Origin of the sequence: Saccharopolyspora pogona, assembly GCF_014697215.1 — a bacterium.
In the GTDB taxonomy this organism is placed as follows: Bacteria; Actinomycetota; Actinomycetes; order Mycobacteriales; family Pseudonocardiaceae; genus Saccharopolyspora; species Saccharopolyspora hattusasensis.
Genome location: NZ_CP031142.1, coordinates 263520 through 285817, shown reverse-complemented (window position 1 = coordinate 285817; position 22298 = coordinate 263520). Strand labels below are relative to the sequence as shown.

17 protein-coding genes and 1 pseudogene are annotated in these 22298 nt (G+C 64.3%); 5 read left to right on the top strand and 13 right to left on the bottom strand.

Annotated elements, in window-relative coordinates:
- Window positions 1–6 precede the first annotated feature (6 nt).
- From DL519_RS00735 to DL519_RS00720, 4 genes are all read right to left on the bottom strand, one after another.
- Window positions 7–888 carry a carbohydrate ABC transporter permease gene (locus DL519_RS00735; protein ID WP_223838303.1) on the bottom strand — a complete coding sequence of 294 codons (882 nt, stop codon included), beginning with the start codon at window positions 886–888 and terminating at the stop codon, window positions 7–9.
- 3 nt (window positions 889–891) lie between these two features.
- Complete coding sequence (locus DL519_RS00730; protein WP_190812443.1) at window positions 892–1845, bottom strand: carbohydrate ABC transporter permease; 954 nt, start codon at window positions 1843–1845, stop codon at window positions 892–894.
- A gap of 6 nt (window positions 1846–1851) precedes the next feature.
- Window positions 1852–3129, bottom strand: coding sequence for an ABC transporter substrate-binding protein (locus DL519_RS00725; protein WP_190812442.1), 1278 nt, complete (start codon window positions 3127–3129; stop codon window positions 1852–1854).
- A 440-nt stretch (window positions 3130–3569) separates the two neighbouring features.
- Window positions 3570–4190: a helix-turn-helix transcriptional regulator gene (locus DL519_RS00720; RefSeq protein WP_190812441.1), complete on the bottom strand. Its 621-nt coding sequence runs from the start codon at window positions 4188–4190 to the stop codon at window positions 3570–3572.
- 377 nt (window positions 4191–4567) lie between these two features.
- Here DL519_RS00720 and DL519_RS00715 point away from each other — a divergent pair, with 377 nt between their 5' ends.
- Complete coding sequence (locus DL519_RS00715; protein WP_190812440.1) at window positions 4568–4915, top strand: hypothetical protein; 348 nt, start codon at window positions 4568–4570, stop codon at window positions 4913–4915.
- Window positions 4916–5535: 620 nt separating this feature from the next.
- Here DL519_RS00715 and DL519_RS00710 read toward each other — a convergent pair.
- Window positions 5536–6615: an RNA-guided endonuclease InsQ/TnpB family protein gene (locus tag DL519_RS00710; RefSeq protein WP_263399543.1), complete on the bottom strand. Its 1080-nt coding sequence runs from the start codon at window positions 6613–6615 to the stop codon at window positions 5536–5538.
- Window positions 6616–6752: 137 nt separating this feature from the next.
- Window positions 6753–7181 (bottom strand): SsgA family sporulation/cell division regulator, encoded by a 429-nt coding sequence (locus DL519_RS00705; protein ID WP_190812439.1) that lies wholly within the window; start codon window positions 7179–7181, stop codon window positions 6753–6755.
- A gap of 375 nt (window positions 7182–7556) precedes the next feature.
- On the opposite strand from DL519_RS00705, the gene DL519_RS00700 reads away from it, so the two are divergent.
- Window positions 7557–11270 carry a BTAD domain-containing putative transcriptional regulator gene (locus DL519_RS00700; RefSeq protein ID WP_223838302.1) on the top strand — a complete coding sequence of 1238 codons (3714 nt, stop codon included), beginning with the start codon at window positions 7557–7559 and terminating at the stop codon, window positions 11268–11270.
- On the opposite strand, the gene DL519_RS00695 is transcribed toward DL519_RS00700, so the two are convergent.
- The 6 genes from DL519_RS00695 to DL519_RS00670 form a co-directional block, all read right to left on the bottom strand.
- Window positions 11261–11590, bottom strand: a complete 330-nt coding sequence (locus tag DL519_RS00695; protein WP_190812437.1) for a hypothetical protein — start codon at window positions 11588–11590, stop codon at window positions 11261–11263. The genes DL519_RS00700 and DL519_RS00695 overlap by 10 nt on opposite strands.
- 19 nt (window positions 11591–11609) lie before the next feature.
- The gene (locus DL519_RS00690; RefSeq protein WP_190812436.1) at window positions 11610–12227 is read right to left on the bottom strand and encodes a helix-turn-helix transcriptional regulator; all 618 of its coding nucleotides are present in this window, start codon (window positions 12225–12227) and stop codon (window positions 11610–11612) included.
- Window positions 12228–12322: 95 nt separating this feature from the next.
- Window positions 12323–12457: a hypothetical protein gene (locus DL519_RS48260; protein WP_263399542.1), complete on the bottom strand. Its 135-nt coding sequence runs from the start codon at window positions 12455–12457 to the stop codon at window positions 12323–12325.
- Window positions 12458–12839: 382 nt separating this feature from the next.
- Window positions 12840–13091 carry an SSI family serine proteinase inhibitor gene (locus tag DL519_RS49615; protein WP_190812434.1) on the bottom strand — a complete coding sequence of 84 codons (252 nt, stop codon included), beginning with the start codon at window positions 13089–13091 and terminating at the stop codon, window positions 12840–12842.
- A gap of 466 nt (window positions 13092–13557) precedes the next feature.
- A complete protein-coding gene (locus DL519_RS00675; protein WP_223838301.1) occupies window positions 13558–13992 on the bottom strand; it encodes a cold shock domain-containing protein in 435 nt (144 codons plus the stop codon).
- A 214-nt stretch (window positions 13993–14206) separates the two neighbouring features.
- Complete coding sequence (locus DL519_RS00670) at window positions 14207–15661, bottom strand: amino acid permease (RefSeq protein ID WP_190823664.1); 1455 nt, start codon at window positions 15659–15661, stop codon at window positions 14207–14209.
- Between the two features lie 424 nt (window positions 15662–16085).
- On the opposite strand from DL519_RS00670, the gene DL519_RS00665 reads away from it, so the two are divergent.
- From DL519_RS00665 to DL519_RS45345, 3 genes and pseudogenes are all read left to right on the top strand, one after another.
- The gene (locus DL519_RS00665; protein WP_190812432.1) at window positions 16086–16400 is read left to right on the top strand and encodes a zinc finger protein; all 315 of its coding nucleotides are present in this window, start codon (window positions 16086–16088) and stop codon (window positions 16398–16400) included.
- A gap of 623 nt (window positions 16401–17023) precedes the next feature.
- Window positions 17024–20392: a BTAD domain-containing putative transcriptional regulator gene (locus DL519_RS00660; protein ID WP_190812431.1), complete on the top strand. Its 3369-nt coding sequence runs from the start codon at window positions 17024–17026 to the stop codon at window positions 20390–20392.
- A gap of 302 nt (window positions 20393–20694) precedes the next feature.
- Window positions 20695–20933: pseudogene (locus DL519_RS45345) on the top strand (IS256 family transposase); the annotation flags it as partial.
- 67 nt (window positions 20934–21000) lie between these two features.
- On the opposite strand, the gene DL519_RS00655 reads toward DL519_RS45345, so the two are convergent.
- Window positions 21001–21942, bottom strand: a complete 942-nt coding sequence (locus DL519_RS00655) for a helix-turn-helix transcriptional regulator (protein WP_190812430.1) — start codon at window positions 21940–21942, stop codon at window positions 21001–21003.
- Window positions 21943–22298: the final 356 nt, after the last annotated feature.

Below are 22298 nucleotides of genomic sequence, written 5' to 3'. Positions count from 1 at the left end.
ACCACCTCATCCGTTGACTGAAGCTCGCGTGATTCCGTTCACGATCTGGCGTGCAAGCAAGACGAATACGATGATAACGGGCAAAACGCCGAGAGTCGTACCGGTCAGCATCAACGAGTAGTCCAGGAAGTACCCGCTCGCCAGCCTCGACAGGGCGACCTGAACGGTGGGGCTCTCGTTCGGGTCCAGCACGATCAGCGGCCAGAAGAAATCGTTCCACGCCGCCATGAACGTCACCATGCCCAGCACCGCCGCCTGTGGGCGGATCGCAGGGACCGCGACGTGCCAGAACGTTCCCCACAGCGAACAGCCGTCGACCCGGGCCGCATCGACCAGCTCGACGTGCACCGCCTCCTCGCACGCTTGGCGCATCCAGAACACGCTGAACGCGTTGATCAGTCCCGGCACGATCACCGCTTCCAAACGGCCGTACCATCCGAAGTTTCCGACCACCATGTACAAGGGGACCACGCCGAGCTGGGCGGGCACCATCACCGTGCCGAGCACGACCAGGAACAGGGTGTTCCTTCCCGGGAAGCGCAGGCGGGCGAAAGCGAATCCGGCGAAGCTCGACAGCACAACGGTCGACACCATGACCGTGCCCGACACGATCAACGAGTTCTGGATCGCCAACCAGAAATCCACGGTGTCGAAGACACGTCGGACGTTGTCCAGGAAGTAGCCGCCTGGGATCAGCGGAGGAGTCACCTCACCGATCGCCGATCCGTCACTCGAAGCCACCACGAAGGACCAGTACAGCGGGAAAACCGACGTCGCGACCACCGCGAAGAGAAAGCCGTAGACCAGACCGCCGGGCCGGCGGTCCAGCCGCCGCGCGCCCGCAGATCCGCGAACCTGCGGCGGCCGGCCAACAACACTCGCGCTCATGACTCAACCGCCTCCCCGAATGCGGCGGACCAGCGCGAAGTTCGCCAAGGCGGACAGCAGGCAAACAATGAACAGCACCCACGCGATTGCCGCCGCGTACCCGGCGTCGAACAGGCCGAACCCCTTCTCGTAGAGGTACATGGTCAACGTCTGGAACTGGCGGTCGTTGCCACCAACACCCGCGGTTCCCGACGAGTCGAACAGCTGCGGCTCCGCGAACAGCTGCAGGCCGCCGATCGTCGACACCACCACGGTGAAGATGATGGTCGGCCGGATTCCGGGGACGGTGATCGACCAGAACGATCGCCACCTCGATGCTCCGTCCAGCGCTGCGGCTTCGTAGAGCTCCCTCGAGACGTTGCGCATAGCCGCCAGGTAAAGCAGGGCGTTGTAGCCGGTCCAACGCCACATCACCATGACCGCGATGGCCAGGTGGGAGGACCAGCGCTGCGCCTCCCAGTCCACGGGTTCCACGCCGAGCATCCCCAGGATCCAGTTGACCACGCCGAAATCACGCCCGAACAACTGACCGAAGACCAGCGCCACGGCTACCACTGAAACGACGTTCGGCAGCAGGATGCCGGCCCGCCATGCGGTTCCCGCCCGCAGTGGCCGGTTGAGCAAGGCCGCAATGCCGAGAGCGGCCAACAACTGCGGAACGGTGGAAACCAGGAAGATGCTCGCGGTGTTGAACAGGGCGTTGTAGAAGTCGGGGTCGGCGAACAGCGCAGCGTAGTTCGCCAACCCGACGAAACCCTGATCGCCGTCGATCAGTTGCCAGTCGTGCAGCGAGACCCACGCGGTGTACAGCAGCGGGAAAAGGCCGAACACCGCGAACAGCACGAAGAAGGGCGCGATAAAGAGGTAGGGCGAGACTCGACCGTCGATCCTGGCGAGCAGTTGGCTCGAATGTGAACCCGAAACTGTTGACGGCAAGGCCGACGGGCGCGCTGGCATCGGTCCCTACTTGACTGCTTCGCGTGCCTGCTGGACTGCTTCGGCCCACGCCTCGTCGAGGGTTTGCTTCCCGTCTTCGACGCGGCCAAGCGCCAGACCGAACTTCGGGCGCACGAGGCTGTCCTTGGGACCGCGGTAGTTCGGTCGCAGGCTGTCCGCAGCGGACGCGTAGATCTTGCCCACCGGCGCGTTGTCGAAGTACGGATCGGTCTTGCTGACCACCTCGGGGGCCTGGTAGGCGGCTGGTGTGCTGGGCAGGATTCCGCTCTGCAAGAAGATCTTCTTCTGCTGTTCTGGAGCGGTCAGCCACTTCGCGACGTCGTAGGCTTCCTTCTGGTGCGAGCTCTGCTTGGGCACAGCAAGGTAGGAGCCGCCCTGGTTGCCGCTGTTGCCGGGGACCGTCGTGACGTCCCACTTGCCCGTGTTCGCATTGCCGCCCGCATCCTTGACCTGCTCCAGCATCCAGGCCGGGCAGTTCATGACGGCGAACGAACCCTGCTTGACCGCGACGTTCCACGCCTGGGTGTAGGTGGTCACCTTGGCGGTCTGCCCCTTCGCCCCGATGCTCCCTGCGATGTCGAAGGCGCGGCGCAGGTTCGGATTCCGGTCAGCGATGAACGAATCGTCCGCCTTGGAGAAGAAGTTCTCCTCGGACTGGTTGAGGATCGCGGTGTAAATGCTGCCGGCAGAATCGGCGAACTTCGCATCAGGTACCGCCGCGCTGAACCGATCGGCGACACGGGCGAACTCTTCCCAGGTCGGCCACAGCTTGGCCACCTCATCGCGGTCGGTTGGCAGGCCGGCCTTCCCGAACATGTCACGGCGGTAGCAGAGTGCGAGACCACCCATGTCCGTCCCGAGGCCGAGGACGAAGCTGCCGTCCTTGCTGGCCCCCTGCTCCCACTTCCAAGGGGACCACTGGCCCTGCAACTCCTTGGCCCCGAAGTCGGCAAGGTTGACGAACTTGTCCTTGGACTGCAGGAACTGCGGCATGTATTGCTCTTCGATCGCGACGACGTCGGCGACGCCGCTCCCGCCTGCGAGATGGGTGGCCAGCCCCTTGTGGTGAGCCTCGAAGTCGGAGACCTGGGGCACGAGGTCGATGTTGGGGTGCTGCGCCTCGTACTCCGCGAACAGCGGTTCGTAGCCGAACTCGCCGAAGGTCGCGACCTTGATCTCAATCTTCCCGCTGTCGGATCCGCCGGCTCCCCCGCACCCTGCCAATGCCACCAGCAGGATGGCACTCAACCCGAGGGCTGACCAGGACGAACGTCTCATCGTCATCGCACTTCCTCATCTGTCAGTCGCGAACCACCATGTCGCAGACTGATCATGAGTTCACCGGGCACCCGAAAAGAATGTCCACATCGGGAAGCAAAATCTGCCCGTTGGTACATCCTGCCGCGATCATACGACCGCGGATGAGCGCGAGGAGTCGCGTGGGCCACGGGCGTCAACCCCCTCCAAAGGGACTTGCGAAGCATGCTCACTTGCTGACACAATCTCTTCATTTTCGCTCTACGCCCGTACAGCGCGCCTGTGGTTTGGTCATTCAGGCTGACGCTGCTGAGGCATCGAGCTTCCAGAAGAACGCGTCGCCGAGCGAGCTTCCTCGTTCGGCGACGCAAACAGGCTCCCCAACATCCGCGGGGCGGCTGTCAGCAATTCTCGCCCATCCACACCGCGGCCGCGGCGCCCGAACGGGAATCAGACTATGACGCGTGTCAGATCACGCCTGCACGCATTGCGTAGGCGACGACATGTGGCCGGTTGCGCAACTTGAGCCTGTTGGTCATTCCGTAGATGACGTTCTTCACGGTGCGCTCCGAGTAGGCCAGCTTCTCAGCGATATCAGCAGTATCCAAGCCCTCGGCCAGCAAGCGGACGACATCGAGCTCGCGAGGTGTCAACCCGGAAGCGCTGATACCGCGCGGTGCCAGGACCTCCCGCTGCAGACGAGCAATCTCGCGGAGCAGCTCTCCCATCAGGTCCGGCGGCAGCACGCCACCTCCGGTCGCGGCGACCTGGATGACTCTTATCAAATGATCCGCGGTGGCCGCAATGCGTGGAATCACCGCCGCCACACCACATTCCACCGCCGCGAGCAAACCAGCCGGATCCAACTGGTCAATCACCAGGACTGCACTGCGCTCCAAGTCGTCCCCCAAGGCGCGCAAGGCGGTCACCCCGTCAGTCAGCCGCTCGGCTGCCAGGACGACGACGTCCACCTCGACCAGGTTTCGATTCGGCACCACCAACACCTCGGCGCGAGAGTCGAGGCAGCTTTCAAGCCCAGCATGCGTAATGGCATCGGAGGAAAGCACAGCCACGCGAACTCGTTCCATCGCACCTCCCGTGGTTCTCTACTCTGCACCGAACAACCTGCCGGAGCCGACTCCACAAGGTCTCTACGTCTTCTCCAGATCGGCTGGCCACATGTGAAGTCCCGCGGAAATCACGCCATCGCACATCCGCACATGTGCTTAGCCGAACCCGTCCACCACGTGCGGGTCCGTGCAACCTCGCAGGGACGCGAGGGCAACGTGCTAGCCGGTACCTCAGCGGGGCGCTAACGTTGCAATGCAGGATCGGGATCGAATACTCCTACCGGAGGCCTGCGATCACATCAATTGCCAGCCAAAGGCGGTCCGCATCCCCGCGGCAGAAAGATCAGCCGCGCGCATACGTACCTTTTGCTCTGACCGCCCAAGGGGAGGATGAGATGTCCGTCACGGACCGGGACACAGCCCTGTCGGGCACCCAGCAACAGGATTTTCCAGACGCCCTCGATCAGGTGCTCTTCCACATGGGCTCGGCCCTTGACGAGGAGCAAACGGCCGTGGTGGCAGCCCACCTGGAGCGCGGAAACGTGCTGCCCGCGGCGGAGGCGATGGCGTCCATCGGGGCGGCGAGACGGCGGCGGATGTCTCGTGAGGACCGCGTCCTTCTCCGGTTGGTCATCGAGACGTACGACGGCAACCTCACGGACATCGATCGCTTGGACTCGCAAGCCGTCATTGACGCCCCGACCGTCAGAATCAGAGCACCCCGATTCCTCGGTCTGGCTTGATTCTCCCGGAAGCACCCGAAAACCAGGCTACGCGGAACTACCAGAGGCTGCCCCGCACGAAGGGCACGGCGCCTGCGCCGTCCAAGGCACCTCCCCAACGAGTTGCGTTCACGGTCGTCTCCCCGCGTCCGTTGGTTCTGCTGTTGAACACCGACGACAGGGTGCCATGTCCGCACCACAGATCGGCTCATCCGAACGTTCAGCTCACGGGATGTGTTGTCGCCCGGAAGTCGACATCCGTGCGGGGATCTCGCGAGAGCGCCGCCCGCAAGCTCTCCGCATGCACGCACGTCTTCAGCAGCAAGATCCACCTCAGTGCTGCCCGGCCTCGAGCCCTACAGCCGCCGGATCTCCTGCAAAGACCCACCGACTTATGGAAGCCCACGCGAGGGGGTAGGAATTCCTACCCCCTATTTTGCTGCCAAAAAACGCGGCGAGACCGCAGGTCGGTCCCTGAACCAGCGCAGACCCAGCACTGCCTGACAGGCACAGCTCAATGCCCGGCGCCCTTTGCGGGAACGACAACGGCGGCGGTCATCGGCCAGTTGCCGAGGTACCAGGCGAGTTCACGGGAAACGTCGAGCTTGACGCCCCTATACCACCAGGCCGCCCGCGCAGTCTCAACGGATTGTCAAACGGGCGTGGTGAGTGCATCGCGGATAATTCGGTAGACGGCCCGAGCTAGGAAGCGTTCGAGGCAGGCAGCGAATGATCTCGCGTTTGGACCGTCCTTCGGTGGTTCGCCGTTGCAGGTACTCGCGAGCAGCGTCGCTGCGAGTCCGGGCCGATACCTCGCAACTGCAACAGGGCGGGCGCGGCGGCCTTGACGGCCGTGGTGATGGGCTGCCGGAGGTCGTGGATCTCCTCAAGCGAGGTACTAGATACGACAAGCCAGCCGGCTGAGCGTGTGCGCGACAGCGGTGTTGACACCGCGATATGCCTCGGAATCCAGGCGGGCGGAACGGGCAAAGAGCCTGCTGCTTCGCAGACCCGCCCAACGGCTGGAGGTCTCCACAGGCTGTCACCGCTTGAAGCACGTCGGCTTCTTTCCGTCCAGCTGCGAGAATGTTGCGGGCCGCGTTGACGTCCGCGTGCCCGGAATGTCCGCAGGTGGTGCACCGGTAAACCGCTTGGCTCTCACGGGATGCCGGATCCACACTGCGGCACACAAAGCAGCGTTGCGACGTGTACGTGGCAGGGGTCTTCACAATGGTGCTGCCGGTGGTGCGGGCAGCGTTGCGGAGGGCCAGCTCGAACGCATGCCAGCCTTTGGACAGGATGCTGCGGTTGAGCCCGGCTTTCTGGGCCACGTTCGAACCGGGCTGCTCGACACTCCCCCGCGCGGAACGGGTCATGTTCCGGGTAGGGAGGTCTTCCAGGACGACCAGTGCATTGCTGGTGGTGATTCGATGGGCGACCTGAGCACAGAAATCCGCGCGCCGGTCACGCTCGGATCGTTTGATCCGCCGCATCTTCGCGAGGGTCTTGCGCCGGTTCGCCGATCCCTTGCGCTGACGTGCAAGTTTCCGTTGCAACCGTAGGTACCGGTGTTCCTCACCACTGGTGATGAAGACACGGTCGTAGCCGGTGGCGTCGCTGGTGGCGACCGCAACGGCAACGCCCCGATCGATCCCTACCTCGCTACCGGGGTTCGCGTGCCGTCCGGGCATGGTCGTACCGGTCTCCAACAGAAACGACACGAACCAGTCGTCGATCACTATACAGAGACGAGAAACCTACTATTGGCAGGGTAACCGCTGAGCACGTCAACAGCAGATTTGACGCACTCACGCCACAGCTAAAGCCAGGGTCTGCGCGCTACGTTTGTCCGATCAACTCAATGCAGGTCCGTCTGCAGTAATCGACTAAGTTCCTCGTCGATGCTCATCCACTGGCCCTCGTCACCGGGGGCGACGACGTCGTAGGTCTCGTCGAGGAAATCCGCCAGTTTGGCAGCGGGCGCTTCGAAGGCGGCCTGCCCGGACGGCGAGCTCAATGCGATGATGACGGCCTCGTGGTTGTCGAGTTGGGGGATGATCTGCACGTCACCTTCGCCACTCGCAACGACCAGCCCGTCCGCCAGCAGGTCCCGGGCGATCACCCAGTCGATCTGACCACTCATTCCCGCGTGGAAGCTCATGTTCACGGCGTACGGCTCACTGCTCTCGTACCGCATTTCCACCCTAACCGGCGTCTTCACGCCCGCCGGGGCCGTCAGGTCGAAAACCGCGGTGGAGCGGATCGTCTTGTGGTTCTGGCTCACCATGGCTGCACTCCTAAGCGTCGGATCCTGCACGTCACACAGCATGGCCGTCCTGGATCCACAACTTCTTCACGCCGTCTTCAGCTCGTCGCAAACCGCCGACGACCACCCGCTGCAAGCGGTGAACCAGCTCAGGAGGTCAAGCTGACGTGCAGAAACGACACCGACCGCGAGACGCCGCCAAAGACGCAGCGGTGTCAAAGCACTCCTCCTGACGGCGCACGTGCGCAAAGGGGCAATCCTTCGGGCAATCAGCGCGCGTGTACAAACGGGCAATCCTTCGAGCAAACAAGATCAAGGACACAAACGGATGCCCGAAGGTGCACTATCTTGCAGGAGACCCAACCATCGGTGGCTTCTGTGTAATTAGGGGTGGCAATGCCTGTGAGCGGCCCGCTCAAGGTCGAATTGCTGGGGCCTTCGCGCGCTTGGCTCGGACAAGAGGAGATCACGCTGGGCCCACCACGCCAGCGAGCGGTGTTCGCGGCGGTGGCGCTGCACGCCAATCACGCCGTCTCCCGGCATGAACTCATCGATGCCCTGTGGGGAGAACGCCCTCCCACCAGTGCCGAAGGCAGCGTCTACACCTACATTTCAGGCCTGCGCCGCAGCCTGGAACCGCAGCGCTCCCGACGGTCCAACGACGGCATCCTGGTCTCACAACCAGCCGGTTACACGCTTCGGCTCGCTCGGGAAGACCTGGACGTCGCCGTCTTCGAGCGACTGCGTGACCAGGGTCGGCAACAGCTTTCCTCCGGTGACTGCGAGGCCGCGGTTGAATCCCTGGACGCTGCGTTGGGTCTGTGGCGCGGGGAAGCGCTGTCCGGCGTCCCGGGGCCATTCGCCGAGCGCCAACGCGAACGCCTGGCGGAATTGCGCCTAGCGACCATCGAGCACCGTTCGAAGGCTGTCCTCGCACTGGGCGGTCACGTGGATTTGGCTGCGGAGCTTGCCGGGCTGGTCCGCGACTTCCCGTTACGGGAGTCCCTGCGCGTGTTGTTGATGATCACCCTGTACCGCAGCGGACGACCGGCGGAGGCATTGGAGGTCTACCGGGACGCCCGCCGGATGCTGGTTGACGAGCTCGGCGTCGAACCAGGGCCCGAGCTGAGTCGAGTGCACGAACAGATCCTGGCCAATGATCCCGCATTGGACGCAGAGCCGGCGAGGGCACCGGTGGCTGGCAGAGTATCACGGTCGGCCAGCTGCCCACCGCTGTCGGTCGTTCCGGCCCACGTCACCCGTGCACTGCAGCGAAGCGAGGAAAGCCGCTTCGTCGGACGCACTTCGGAGGTCACACGCCTGCGGGACTTGGTTGCCGAGGTGCTCGCGGGCCGTGGCCGACCGGTATGGATCGAGGGCGATCCGGGGATCGGAAAATCCGAGCTGCTCACAGTTGCTCTCGCCGATGCCGGCCGCCGCGGCTGTCAACTCGCATGGGCGGTGGCCGACGAACTGAGTCAGCGATTCCCGCTCCAGGTCATGACGGAGTGTCTCGGCGTCGATGCGACGGCATCCGACCCGCGGCGGGCACAGCTTGCCGCCACCCTGCACGGCGAGCATTCCGCAGACCCGGTCCACCGGCTGCTCGAACTCGTCGATGAGATCTGCGTGGTCTCGCCGCTGATTCTGGTCATCGACGATCTGCAGTGGGCGGACGAGGCCAGCGTTCTGGTGTGGCACCGGCTCTGCGCGGCGACGCGCCAATTGCCACTGCTGCTGGTCGCGGCATCACGTCCGGCACCAGACCGGGCGGAGGTGGGACAGCTGCGCCGCGCTGTCGAATCGCGGGATGGCGAGGTTTTCCTGGTGGCTCCGCTGTCCGAGACCGAGACCGACCAGCTGCTCGGCGAATTGGTCGGCGCCAAACCAGGTCCGGTGCTGCGGGAAATAGCCGGACGCGCCGCGGGAAATCCGATGTACGTGCAGGAAATGACCGACGCCTTGCTGCGGGCCGATGCCGTGGCCATCGGCGACGGCACTGCCGACGTCCCCGCGTCATCGATCTCGGATGCCCCTCAATCCCTCGTTGCCGCTGTCGGTAGGCGACTTGATTTCCTTTCCCCGCGCGCCCGGGAAGTGCTCCGCTGGGGTGCGCTGTTCGGTCTGGAATTCTCCGTCACCGACGTCGCCGCTGCCACTGGCCAACAAGTGTTCGAGCTTCTGTCGGCCTTCGAGGAAGCTGTCGCTGCCGATGTCGTCGTCGATGCCGAGACCCAACTGGCGTTCCGGCACCCGCTACTGCGGCAGGCGCTCTACGACGGAATCCCGAAGGCAGTGCGGGGTGCGCTGCACCGGCAGGCGGCGGAGGCATTCGCCCGCGGCGGTGCCCCGGTGCGGCAGGTCGCCGAACAGCTCCTGGCCGCACCGGCTGCCGACGACCGCTGGGTGCTGGAGTGGCTGGCGGACAACCACGTCGCCGTGTCCAACCGGGCACCGCTGATCGCCATCGAGCTGTTCGAGCGTGCGCTCGAAACCTGCCCGGCCAGTGACGGCAACCGAGAGGTGCTGCTCGCCGCGCTCGCGAAGGTGCTGTTCCGGGCGGGCCGCGACGCGGAGCCGAAAGTGCGGCAAGCCCTCGCCGTCGCGACCGACCCGTACCGGTCGGCGGAGATGCGGCAGCTGCTGGCAGCGATGTTGTTCCGAAGGGGCGAAACAGCCGTGGCGATCGACACTCTGGGGGGCTCGGCCGACAATCCCGCGGTACCAGAGATCTGGCGAGCCAGGCACAGATCGCTGCAGGCGAACTTCCGCCGCGGCGACCTCAGCGACCTCGACGCGACCGAGGAAAGCGCCGTTGACGCCTATACGGAGGCGGTGACGGCGGGTGAGCCCTACCCGATCGCGCACGCGTTGCAGACCAGGTGGCTGGTGGACACGGTGCGCCGGGATCACATGCAAGCGCTGGAGTACGTCGACAAGGCGCTCGAGGTGATCGGCCATGATCCCGACCTCTCCGAATTCCGCTTCGATCTGCTCGACAACCGGACGTTCACCTTGCAGAACCTGGATCGTCTGGACGAGGCGGAAGAGGCGATGCGCTCGGCCCGCAAGGTCGCGGCACAGGACCTCTCGTCCAGCGGTCTTCAGGTGACCGAGGCGGTGCACTACTACTGGGTGGGCCGCTGGGACGAAGCCATGCTCGAGTTGCAGACCCTGACCGAGGATGGACCTGCGATCTCGTTCTACGGGTTGCGCGAGCCCGGTCCGGCCGCGTTGCTCTCACACGGAGTCGGCGCGTTGATCGCCGGGCGGCGGGAAGACGCCAAGACGACCGCGCGTCATCTCAACGCGGCCGAGGAGTACTCGCCGTCGAGCGGCGCGGAGCGGGAAAACGTCGATTTCTTGCTGGTCGCGCAGGCACTGGCGGCCGAGCAACGCGGGGAACCGGAAAAGGCCCTGTCCATCATGGATCCGATCCTAAGTCCGGGGTTCGCGCCCCTGATGCTGCGGCACCAATGGCTGCCGGACCTCGTCCGGCTGGCGGTTGAGCTCGGCGATCTCAACCGGGCACACCAAGCGTTGGACGTGTGCCGAGAGGAAGCGGTCGAGGAAAGCCGGCCGGCTCGGGCGTTCACCGCGGCTGCCCGCTGCGAAGGGCTCATCTCCGGCGACCCCGAACCGATCATGGCCGCGGTGCAGCACTACCGAGTGGTGGGGCGTGGGATCGAACTCGCCGCGGCTCTAGAAGATGTCGCGCTGCTCCTGGCCCAACGGGATCTGCGGGACGACGCCCAGCGCAAACTGGACGAGGCAGTCCAGCAATTCGGCCTGCTGTCTGCCCGCTGGGACATCCGCCGAGCCGAGTCCAGGCTACGCGCACATGGGATTCTCCCGAATCCGCACACCCGGGTCATGCGCCCCGCCGACGGCTGGGCTGCCCTTTCGCGGGAAGAGGTCAGGATCGCAATCCTGGTCTCGGAAGGGCGTTCCAACCCGGACATCGCGGCCGAGCTGGCCGTACCACGGCGAATTGTGCAAAGTCATGTAACCAGCATCCTGGGCAAGCTGAACGTGCACTCTCGATTCGCTGTCGTCGACGAAGTTCGCAGACACGTCCCAGACCGCGCGCTGACCGAGGTTCACAGGTAATCGCCTGGGTCGACATCCAACAACAGATCTCGCAACGCCGCGCGCAACCGTTCGACCTGCAACGGCGTGAGCACCACATCAAGACCGTCTGGAGTGGTCAGAACCATCCTCCGTCCAGCGAACACAAGCGTCAGTTCGCGATCGCTGCCCTGTTCGTCGGAGCATGGAAGCACGCATCCCGCTGTATTCGCGGGGATCTCATCCGTGGCGAGCATCGAGGTCCTCCTTTGCGCCGCGACCTTCCGGCATACGCCGGATTCGGTAGCCAGCGCCGGGAAGTTGGCCGAGCGGCCACCAGTTTCGCGCAGTCGCACACCCACGTGGCCCGTCTCCTTCTGATCAGATCGCTCCGACTCTCATCGCATAGGCCACCGCGTGTGGCCGGTTGCGCAGGTTGAGTCGATTGGTCACCCCATAGACGACGTTCTTGACCGTCCGCTCGGAGTAGCACAACTGTTGCGCGATCTCCGCGGTGTCCAGTCCGTCAGCCATCAACCGCAGTACGTCTACTTCCCGGGAGGTCAACCCGGATGCGTTCAAGCCTTTCGGGGTCAACACTTCCCGCTGCAGGTAATCGACCTGCTTGAGTAACTCGCCCAGCAGGTTGGGTGGCATCATGCCGCCACCCTTGGCCGCGGCGATCACGCTGTTGATCAGTCTCGATCCGGTAGCCGCGGTGCGCGGCAGCACAGCCACGACGCGGGATTCGACCGCACCGAGCACATCAGCCGGGTTGAGTTCGTTGGTGACCAGTACTCTGGGCATCGACCACTGCTGCGCGGAATGCCGCATATCGGTCAGAATCTTGGCATTGACGCGGTCTGCGGCGAACACGATCACATCGGCTTCAGCGGGGTTGGCCACCACGAAGAGCTCGGCCCGCGTCTTGAGGAAACTCGTCAAGCCCGCCAGGGTGATCGGATCCTCGGCCTGCACACCCACGCGCACTCGGTTCATCGGGGCCTCCCACACGCTCTGTGATGTCTTGATCTCAGTGTGCGAGGACCGTCTTCACGATTTCTCTACATCTTCTCTACGTTTGTTCCCCCTGATCAGAACTGCTGCGTGGTCAGGCTACACCGGCTCCACTCGTCGAGCAGGAGGTCGATCCAGACGACATGCAGTTGGGCGGCCTGTTCGTTACCCGCCGCACGGCACCGCAGGACGTACTGGCGGGCGTCCGACATCTCAGTCTCCAATTGCCGCAACACAAGCCCGCCATCCTCGGGCCGTCTTTCCGTTCCCAACACGTTTCCTCCCCGTCATGTCTGGACAACCAGGCCTGAGGCCTGGCGGAATATCTGCGATGGTCCGATCGAGATCAACCGGCACGAGTTCAGGACCTCGCCGCCGAAAAGAGGAGGCAAATGCGTCCGCTTGCCGAAGAATCCCAGGTGAGCGTCAAATTCAGCGCGAACGCCTGGCCGCAACGACGCAGTGTCTCGGTGCCCGGCGTGGACAGGTGGAGCCGGCCAACATGGCGTCGCCAAAAGCAACCCCTCCCTTGCCGGTCAAGGTGAACGTCTTTGCGCGGGCCTGGCAGGCCCACCGCCGGAAACCTGCCAGGCCCTACGAGGCGTCGTCAGAAGTTGAAGACGACGCCGAGTTCGCGCTGCACGGAGCAGCCGTTGGGGAACGTACGCGCATATGTGACCGGCTTCTCCCCCACAGACCAGTTGCGGTCACGCCCACCGGGCGCCGCACGAACGGACAATCGGCGTTCGGGGACTGCGTCGGAATATTGGCGAATTCTCCCTCAACCGCAGCAAGAACCTCGCAAGCCTTGGCCGCGTTCGGGTGCGAACACGACCAGGAACTCACGAACCGGTGGAGAGCCCTCGTACACCCGGGACGCCTCCGCGTAGGCGACTTCTGCCAGGACAAGTCCTTCCGTGTCGCACCGGACAATGTCTGTTGCCGCAAAGGCCTCGTGCATTCAAAACCGCGCTCAAATGAGCATCGCGCAACCCAAGGGCCGAACAATGATTTCCAGGCTATTCAAGACCTCATTGGGCGCCCACAACAAATGCATGAAGAAATCTAAGCCCCACGAGTCACCCCGTTTTGCCCATTCGCGCACATCTCGTCCGCGCAGCGGTGGCGCCCGCCGCAGCTAAACACGACGCAACCGAAATCAGGATTCCAGATCACGGAAACGATTGGGCGGTGGATCGTGGGACAGGTGATAAATGCCGCATGCCCGGTCAGAAGGGCGTTGCGCCCCGACCGGGCATGCGGATCTTCTGGGCGTTCAGCGAAGCCAGTTCCACGACGCCGGGCAGGCCTGTCAGTCCTCCACCCAGCCGTGACGCCGCGCGAACGCAACGAGTTGCTCGCGCACCTGAAGGATCTGCCCGCCCGTCATGTCGGACACAACCTCGATCAACACATCCGTGATGTTCTGAGTGAACTCGGCCGGCGTCAGAACTTCGCACAACTCATCGTCACTGCCGCTGTTCCGGCCGTCGGCGGCGACCTGCGCCACCGACGCTTGCGAAACGGCGCCGAGCAACCGCACAGCTACGGCCTTCTTACCCTGGCTGCCAGGCGCCGCCTCGAACTGCACCCGCGTGCCGCCGCGAAGAACCTGCTTGAGTTCCTCATTCAGGATGGACGCGTGCAGGAACACGTCCTCACCACCGGTGTCCGGCTCGATGAAACCGAACCCCTTGGTCCCGTCGTACTTTACGATCGTACCTGTTTCCACCACTACTGCCCTCAACCTCAAGTCCACGATTCCACGCCACCAACAATTGCATCAATAGTTTAGCGCCCGCGCCGCGGAAAACAGAACGCATCTGGACACTGGTTTCGCTCTGCGCAGCGAAAATACGAGAACGCGGTCACGGGCTACCCCGAATCGCCCGTGACCGCGTCCCGTGCCGGCGTTCCCTAGGCGCGGACAAAGGGCGCACCGACGTTCTGGAGGAGCCCGGCTAATGATCCTTGCCGGTTCCCTCCAGAGACTTCGCCGCGGCCACTCGCTTGCGGACGCAGAACCAGCCGATCACCAGCGCGATTGCAAGCACCGGCACGCACAGCAGGGTCATCCGTCCCGCCGGGACGTCGAACCACATCAGGAGCGCGACGGACAGCAAGAACGCGATCGTGACGATCTGGGTGACCGGCGAGCCTGGCAAGCGGTAGGTCGGCCGCGTGACTGCTCCGGTCCGCGACTTGCGCACGAACAGGAGGTGGCACAGCATGATCATGCCCCAGGTGGTGATGATCGCGATCGCGGTGAAGTTCAGGACGATCTCGAACGCATCAGCGGGCACCACGTAGTTCAGCCCCACACCGAGCACGCAGACCGCGCCGGTGAGCATGATCCCGCCGTAGGGAACCTGGCTGCGGTTCATCAAGCCGGTGAACTTCGGAGCCGAACCGGCTGCCGCCATCGAGCGCAGGATGCGACCGGTGGAGTAAAGCCCCGAGTTGAGGCTGGACATCGCCGCGGTCAGCACCACGAGGTTCATCACGTCACCCACGGCCGGAACTCCGACCTGCGACAGGACAGTCACGAACGGGCTCTCGCCCTTCTGGTACGCGTTCCACGGCAGCAGCATCGACAGCAACACCACTGAGCCGACGTAGAAGATGCCGATCCGCCACATGATCGAGTTGATCGCCTTCGGCATGATCTTCGCGGGGTTCTCCGTCTCCCCCGCGGCGACACCGACCAGCTCCACGGCGGCATAGGCGAACACGATCCCCTGGACCACGAGGACCAGCGGCACCAGACCGTTGGGAAGGATACCTCCGTGGTCCGCGATCAACTGCGGCCCTGGCACCGTGCCACCGATCGGTTGCGCCACAACCAGCAGAACGATACCGACGGCCATGAAGGCGACCAGTGCGCCGACCTTGACGATCGCGAACCAGAACTCCATCTCGCCGAAAAGCCGCACAGAGACGAGGTTCAGCGAAAGCACCACCACCAGCGCCACCAGTGCCAGCACCCACTGCGGCACGGGCGTGAACATGCTCCAGTAGTGCGCATACAGCGAGATCGCAGTGATGTCGGCAATACCCGTGGTCGCCCAGTTCAGGAAATACATCCACCCGGCGACGAAGGCACCCTTCTCACCCATGAACTCCCGCGCATAGGACACGAACGCACCCGACGATGGCCGATGCAGAATCAGCTCGCCCAGCGCACGCACAACGAGGAACGCGAACACACCGCAGACGGCGTACGCGATCGCCAGCGCCGGACCAGCCTGCGCCAACCGCCCACCCGCCCCGAGGAAAAGTCCGGTACCAATCGCACCCCCAATCGCTATCATGTTAATGTGCCGAGGTTTCAGGGACTTGCGGTATCCCCTGTCCCCTGGGTCAACATGTGTTTCCCGTTCCGGCTGACTAGGATCCTGCAATGTTTGCTTAGTCACAGAGTTCTCTCGTTTCTGGTGTCGTCTCCTGAACAACACGCCAATGCGACCCACGGGAGATCGCCAGACCCGTCGTGCTCGTGACACTTGGAGTGGAATGCTGGGGCTAAGTTTCCGAATGGTCAAGGTCTCCACGCGAGAACGGGATTTCCGGGCAGCCCCCATGTCCCACTGAGGCAACGATTCCTGTTTTGCTCCGAAAATCCAGCGCGAACGAACAGCGCCCGTAGCGCTGCATTTGCCGACGAAGCACCGAATTGTGATTTAGGTCATCTCGGGCAACCAAAGGTGCTCGTGGGTGCCGACCAATCGCGAATTACCCGCTTGCTTTCGTAACATCGACGTAACGAGTCGGCTGATGCAGCGACATCGAGAACCGACGGCGCAAGTTCCGCAACGCCAACGACATGTGGAGGCGATCAACGTGAGCACCGTTCGGTGGCGGCCGGCCGACGGCGCCAGACATGCCATGCGCAAGGAGCAACTTCACCGCGAACTCGGCACCGAGTTAGCCGCACTTTGCGGTAAGACCATCAAACTGGTCCGACCAAAGGAAACCGACTGGTTCTGGGACAGCTGCCCAGACTGCTGGTCCGCAGCGAAGATCATCAACAGCGCCGCGGCCCGCGAGAGGACGCTGCACCGAGGTGATTCCGGTGAGAGGTGTGGCGCCGTGCCCGTGGTGGGCCAGGACGAGTGCGACTCGGACGATGGTGCCGATTCGCGAGCCCGGTGGTGAAGTTTCGGGTTCGACGTCGCAAGCCCCGGGCCGGGATCGCGCCGGGCTGAGTCAAGGCTTGGACGTTGCCGCCCTGCTGTCAGGTCTTGCCGGAATACCACCACCGGTCGATCTGGGCGCCTTTGGCACTTGTGGTTCTCGCCGACACGGCCAGCGGAGAAGAACTTTTCCGTCCAGGATCACAAAAGCGTGACCGTGGATTTTGGTCCGCTGGAGGGCTTCGTGCAGATCCGGGCCTGGGCTGCCACCCATGATGACCTGTCGAGATACCGGTAGCCGGTCGCGTTATCACGGGTCGACGTGGGGACCGCAGGACCGTCCCCAAACGCCGCAGCCCCAGCAAAGCCCGCGAAAACGGGGGCAGCGGCCAGCGTGCCTCGCGTGTGCCGATGCGGCAGGTGATCAGGAGGAGCCTGCTTTTTATGGATCACCTTTGGTCAACTCTTGGGCTGAGCTTTACTCAGACCACCCCGCTGAATCGACTTTGCACCAGAAAGTGTGTAATTAGGAGCGGCTCTTGGCGGCATGGGCTCGGGTATCGTCACCGCGCGCACTCAAGCGGCTGACTCCGATTGGTGCGCCTTGCGCCTCGCCGAGTGTGTACCGAGGACTGGAGTGACCCGATGACAGCCGAACTCCGCATCGAGTTGCTCGGCCCGGTGCGGGCCTGGCGCGGAACCGACGAGCTCGCGCTCGGTTCGGCCCACCGGCGGGCCGTACTGGCCATACTGGCGACCTACGCCAACCGTGCCGTCTCGCGGCAGGAGCTCATCGACGCAGTGTGGGGCGAGACTCCCCCGACCAGCGCGGAAGGCAGCATCTACACATATGTTTCCGGCATCCGCTACGCGCTGGAGCCCGGGCGCCCACGGCGCTATGCCGAGGAGCTCCTGACCTCGGTGAGCGCTGGCTACTGCCTGCGGATTCCGGCCGAGGCGTGCGATGCGCACCGCTTCCAGGAGCACCGTGATCGCGCCCAGCGCTGCTGGGCCGCACGGGACCCGGCCGGAGCCATTGAAGCATTGGACTCCGCCCTGCGGCTTTGGAAGGGCGAGGCGCTCTCAGGCATTCCCGGACCGTTCGCCACGAACCAACGGGCGCGCCTCGCCGAGTTGCACCTCGCGACATTGGAACGGCGCGCCGAGCTCATGCTCGCCGCGGGGAGACATGCCGAGATCGTCGCGGAGCTGTCGATTCTGGCACGTGAGCACCCATTGCGAGAAGGGTTGCGCGAGCTGTTGATACTCGCGCTCTACAGATGTGGCCGACAGGCTGACGCACTGGCGGTCTTCCACGAAACCCGCCGAACGCTGATCGAAGAGTTGGGCACCGAACCGAGGCCGAGGCTGCGAGACCTGCACGAGCAAATACTCGCCAATGCTCCCGGACTGGCGCACACCGACGTTCAGGTAACAGTCCCGAAACCGGCGCCACCCAAGGTTGCGTGGGCCGGATCTCCGCAACCCATCCGTCCCGCCAACTTCGTCGGCCGTACGGACGAGGTGGCCTTCCTGCGCACAGCGGTGTCCGAGGTCGCTGCGGGGAATGGGCAGTCGGTGTGGCTGGAAGGTGTGGCCGGCATCGGGAAATCCTGGTTGCTGGCCGAAGGACTCGCCGAGGCGACGGCGTCGGGCTGCCAACTCGCGTGGGGGGTGTGCGACGAACTCGACCAACCGTTCACGCTGCATGCCCTGCTGGACTGCCTCGGTATCGAGGCGGATTCGGCGGATCCGCGGCGTGCCGCACTGGCTTACGCTCTGGGCGGCGGTCCCCGCGCATCGGTTCCCGCAGACTGCCTACCGGAGGCCGTGCACCGCCTGCTCGGACTGGTCAGCGAGCTGTGCGCGGAAGCTCCGCTGATCTTGGTGCTCGACGACCTCCAGTGGGCCGACGAAACGAGCCTGCTGGTATGGCAGCGCTTGCGCCAGGTCAGCAGGCAACAGCCGCTGCTGCTCATCGGGGCGTGCAGACCCATGTCGTCTCGGCGTGGACTGCAGCGACTGCGCGCCCACGCAGAAGCCGAGAGCGAGGCTCTCGTGCTCGCGCCGTTACCGGATTCGGAGGTGGGCGATCTCGTCAGGAAGATCGTTGGACTGCCGGTCAACGCCGAGGTGCGGAACCTGGTCCACAGCGCGGGTGGAAACCCCCTGTACGTCCGGGAGATCGTCAACGGTCTGCTGCGCACGGGCTCGATCGTCTTCACCGACGACAAAGCCGAGACCGACCCCTCGTTGCGAGGGGTGGTTCCGGACGTCGTGCTCTCGGCGATCGGGAGCCAGCTGCCGTTCTTGTCCGGCCCGGCCGCGGATTTCCTGCGTTGGGCCGCACTGCTCGGCGAACGCTTCTCGCCGGCCGACGTGGCGACCGCGCTGGGCAAGCCGGCGTCGGAACTGAGCGAGGTGATCGACGAGGCGTGTGCCACCGGGCAGCTGAAGGAATGCGGTGAAATGCTCGCCTTTCGTTATCCGGTGGTGCACCAAGCCTTCTACAGCCGGATTCCCAAGGCCGTCCGGCTGGCGTTGCACCGGCAGTTGGCAACAGCCCTGGCTCAGGCCGGGGCGCCAGCCGAGCGGATCGCTGGCCAGTTGATCGCAGCACCGGAGCCGGTGGATTCGTGGGTGGTCGACTGGCTGCTAGCCAACGTCGCCGTCCTGGCCAGCAACGCGCCGCGCACCGCGACGGCGTTGTTGCGCGCCGCGCTCAACCGCGTATCGATTTCCGGTCCGGCGCGCGAGGAGCTGGCGGCGACCTTCGCCCGACTGCTGTTCTCGCTGGGCCGAGTACCGGCGAACACGGCTCAGTACGTGTTGGCTAGGACCACCGACAGTTTGCTCGCCGCGGAGGCACGTCTGATCCTCGCTTACAGCCACTACCGCAAAGACCAGCTCGGTGCCGCCCTCAGCACGCTTCGTCCGGCGATGTATGACGAGCATGTTGCCGATAGCTGGAAGCGGCGGATTCAGCCCCTGCTCGCCAGCTTGGACTCCGCCGACCCGGCCGTGGTGCCGAAGCAACGCGTGGCGCACGACTCGCTCGACCGACCGGACGCCTTCTGCGCGGTGCCCGAACTGGCTGACCTGTGGCTGCTCGCCCTGCAGGACACGACACTCGCGCTTCAGAGTCTGGACCACCTCAACGATCCCTTGGCGGCTTTGCGAGGTGCCGAGCATTTCGCGATCTCACACACCCTGCCTGGCGAGGTCGCGCTTGCCGGCGCAGTGCACTACTACTGGCTGGGGATGTGGGACGACGCGCTCGCCAGGATCACCGCGGTGACCGAATGTGCACCGGAGACGGAGTCATACTTGCTGGCGCGGCCAGGTGCGTCCACGATCGTGCACGGAGTCGCAGCGTTGGTCGCCGCGCACCGCGACGACCAGGAGACGGCGTTGGCACACCTGCACTGCGCAGGACAGTGGTCACGAACCGAGTTCCAGCCCGGCATCGATTTCGTGCTCGCGACACGGTCGCTGCTCGCCGAGCAGCAGGGCCGACTGCCTGAGGCGCTGGCCTGGCTCACCCCCGTCATCGAATCGGACTTCGCGCCGATGGTGCATCGTTACCGATGGCTTCCCAGAGTGGTCCGGTTGGCGACGCACCTGGGCAAATTTGATCAGGCACGAGCCGCGCTGCGGGTGTGCGAGTCCGATTGCATCCGAACCCCGTCACCGTCACGTGAGGCTGCAGTCGCACATTGCCGAGGACTCGTCACCCGCGCTCCCGGGGAGGTCGTCGCGGCGGCAGACCACTACCGGTGCATTGGCCGCAGGATTGAACGCGCCGCCGCCGACGAGGACGCCGCAGCCTTGCTCACCGAGCGTGGTCTTGTCGAGGAAGCCCGGGCCGCACTGATGTCTGCCCTTTCGGCATTCACCGATGTGGGGGCGTTCTGGAACGTTCAACGCGTCGAGTCTCGAATCCGAGAGCTCGGAAACCGCCGAATCGCAGCCGCACCAGCGTCACATCAGACGTCCTCGCCGCCACAGTTTTAGATGAGGTGTGTCAATGATCTTGGGCGGTTCTCGGTGGGTTTCCTCAGGCCGCGGTAGACGCTGGGCACTCTGGTGTCTTGTGTGGACACTACGTTGCGTCGATTCGGTGGCGCGCCAACGTATCTACTGAGGACGGTGACGATCGACCGGGTGGCTGGGGTCACGGTGCGCCATCCGGACATCGTTGCGGCGGGCCCGGCACTACGGCTGCAAGGCCGAAACGTGTGAGCCGTTCGGCCCGGAATCCAAGGGCGGCCCGGAGCACCCGGGGAAGATCGCCAAGGCGGACAACCTGGTGCCCACAACGGCGAATCTGCTGCTGGCCCACTTGTCGTTGGCCAGACGCCGGCTACCGGCGGGCGGTGCGAGCACACGGGCACTTCCCGACCGGACAGGCAGCGATGAAGCGCCTGTGCCTTGTCACCGGCAGCCTGGACCTGGCCCCCCCACCGGGACAGGCCGCACCCGATGGACGATGTGCGGGAAACCCGTGGTGAACGCTTTCGCGATCACCTTCAGTGACAGCTGGCCGGCGGCTGAACCTACTAACCGAACACGCCGGGAACGCCGTTCCCGTTACAGACCCCCGGAAGCGAAACAGCCGGGCATTAGTGGTCGCGATGGTCTTTTGGAGTGTGGCCGAAGTGCTGGCGGAATGCCTTGGTGAAGGTGTGGGCCGAGTTGAATCCGGATTCATAGGCGATTTGGGTGATGGTTTTGTGAACGTTGGTGGGGTTCTCGAGTTGTTGTTGCGCGTAGTGGAGGCGTTCTTGGCGAATTAGTTCGCTTGGGGTGGTTCCGGCTTGGCGGAGAAGGGTTTGGATCTGCCGTTGCGACCAGCCGAGTGCTTGTGCGATGGATTCCGTGTTGAGCCTAGGGTCTCGCGCGTTGCCGCGAATGTGTTGGCGTATTTGGAGTTCGATCTCGCGCGCGTGGCTTGTCGGCGGTTGGGTATCGCCGAGGGCGAGCAGGCAAACCAGGTCGGTGAGGTGTTGGCTTGCTCGGTCGAATTGGGTTGCAGTGAGGGTGTGGCGTTCGGTTTTGAGGGTGACGAGGCTGGTGTGGATGAGTCGCCCGAGACCGCGGGTGAGGTCCATTTCGGTGTTAAGGAGTGCGCCGCGGCCGAGACGCTGGTCAATCTCGCGCCTGGGCATGGTGAGGATCATGCCCTTATGACGGGATCCGACGCCGAGGTCGAACGGAGTGTTCATGGTGAACAGCGCGCCGGTGCCGGCGGTGAGCATACGCTGGTTGTCGGCGTGGCGTAACGCGAGCGTGCCGCGGGTGGTGACGACGAATCTGTACCGCTCGTCGGGGACGGTATGAATATGGCGCTTGGTGCGCTGGACCCATTGCGGGGTTGAGACGCCCCAGGTCACGAGTTGGTAGGACCGGGTGCGTTGGCAGGTTGCGCGGCCTTGGAAGTCGTCCGGCCGGAGGACTCGGGAGTTGGCGGTGCAATGGAATGAGCTGATTCGCTCGCACCAGTATTCGAGCTGGTCGGCGCGTGGCCTGTCCACGCTGGTGGTATCCACGCTGATGGCATCCACGTGGTAAGTCGGTGGCATCGCGGCCTCGGGCTGTATCAGGGACGGATACCGGGAAGTCTAGGCCGCGTGCCTTGGCGCGACTAGACCGTTTAGTGGCAGCGCCTCGCTCAGAAGTTGACGCAGGTCGTCGCCGCAATCGGCGGAAAGGCCGCAATTGCGAAACAGTGACGTAGGACACAATTGACAGCCGAAGCTACCCGGCCAAAAACCGGCCCGCGATGACGCAAGCGGCGCAATCTGAGGATGCGGGCCTCGCTCTCGGCCCGGGTGCAGGTCAGGCCGCGGTCCGACGTGCGGACCGATCGCGTGGCGGAAGAACACCCGTGAGTGTTTGTGGGTGCCATAGCACCCACAAA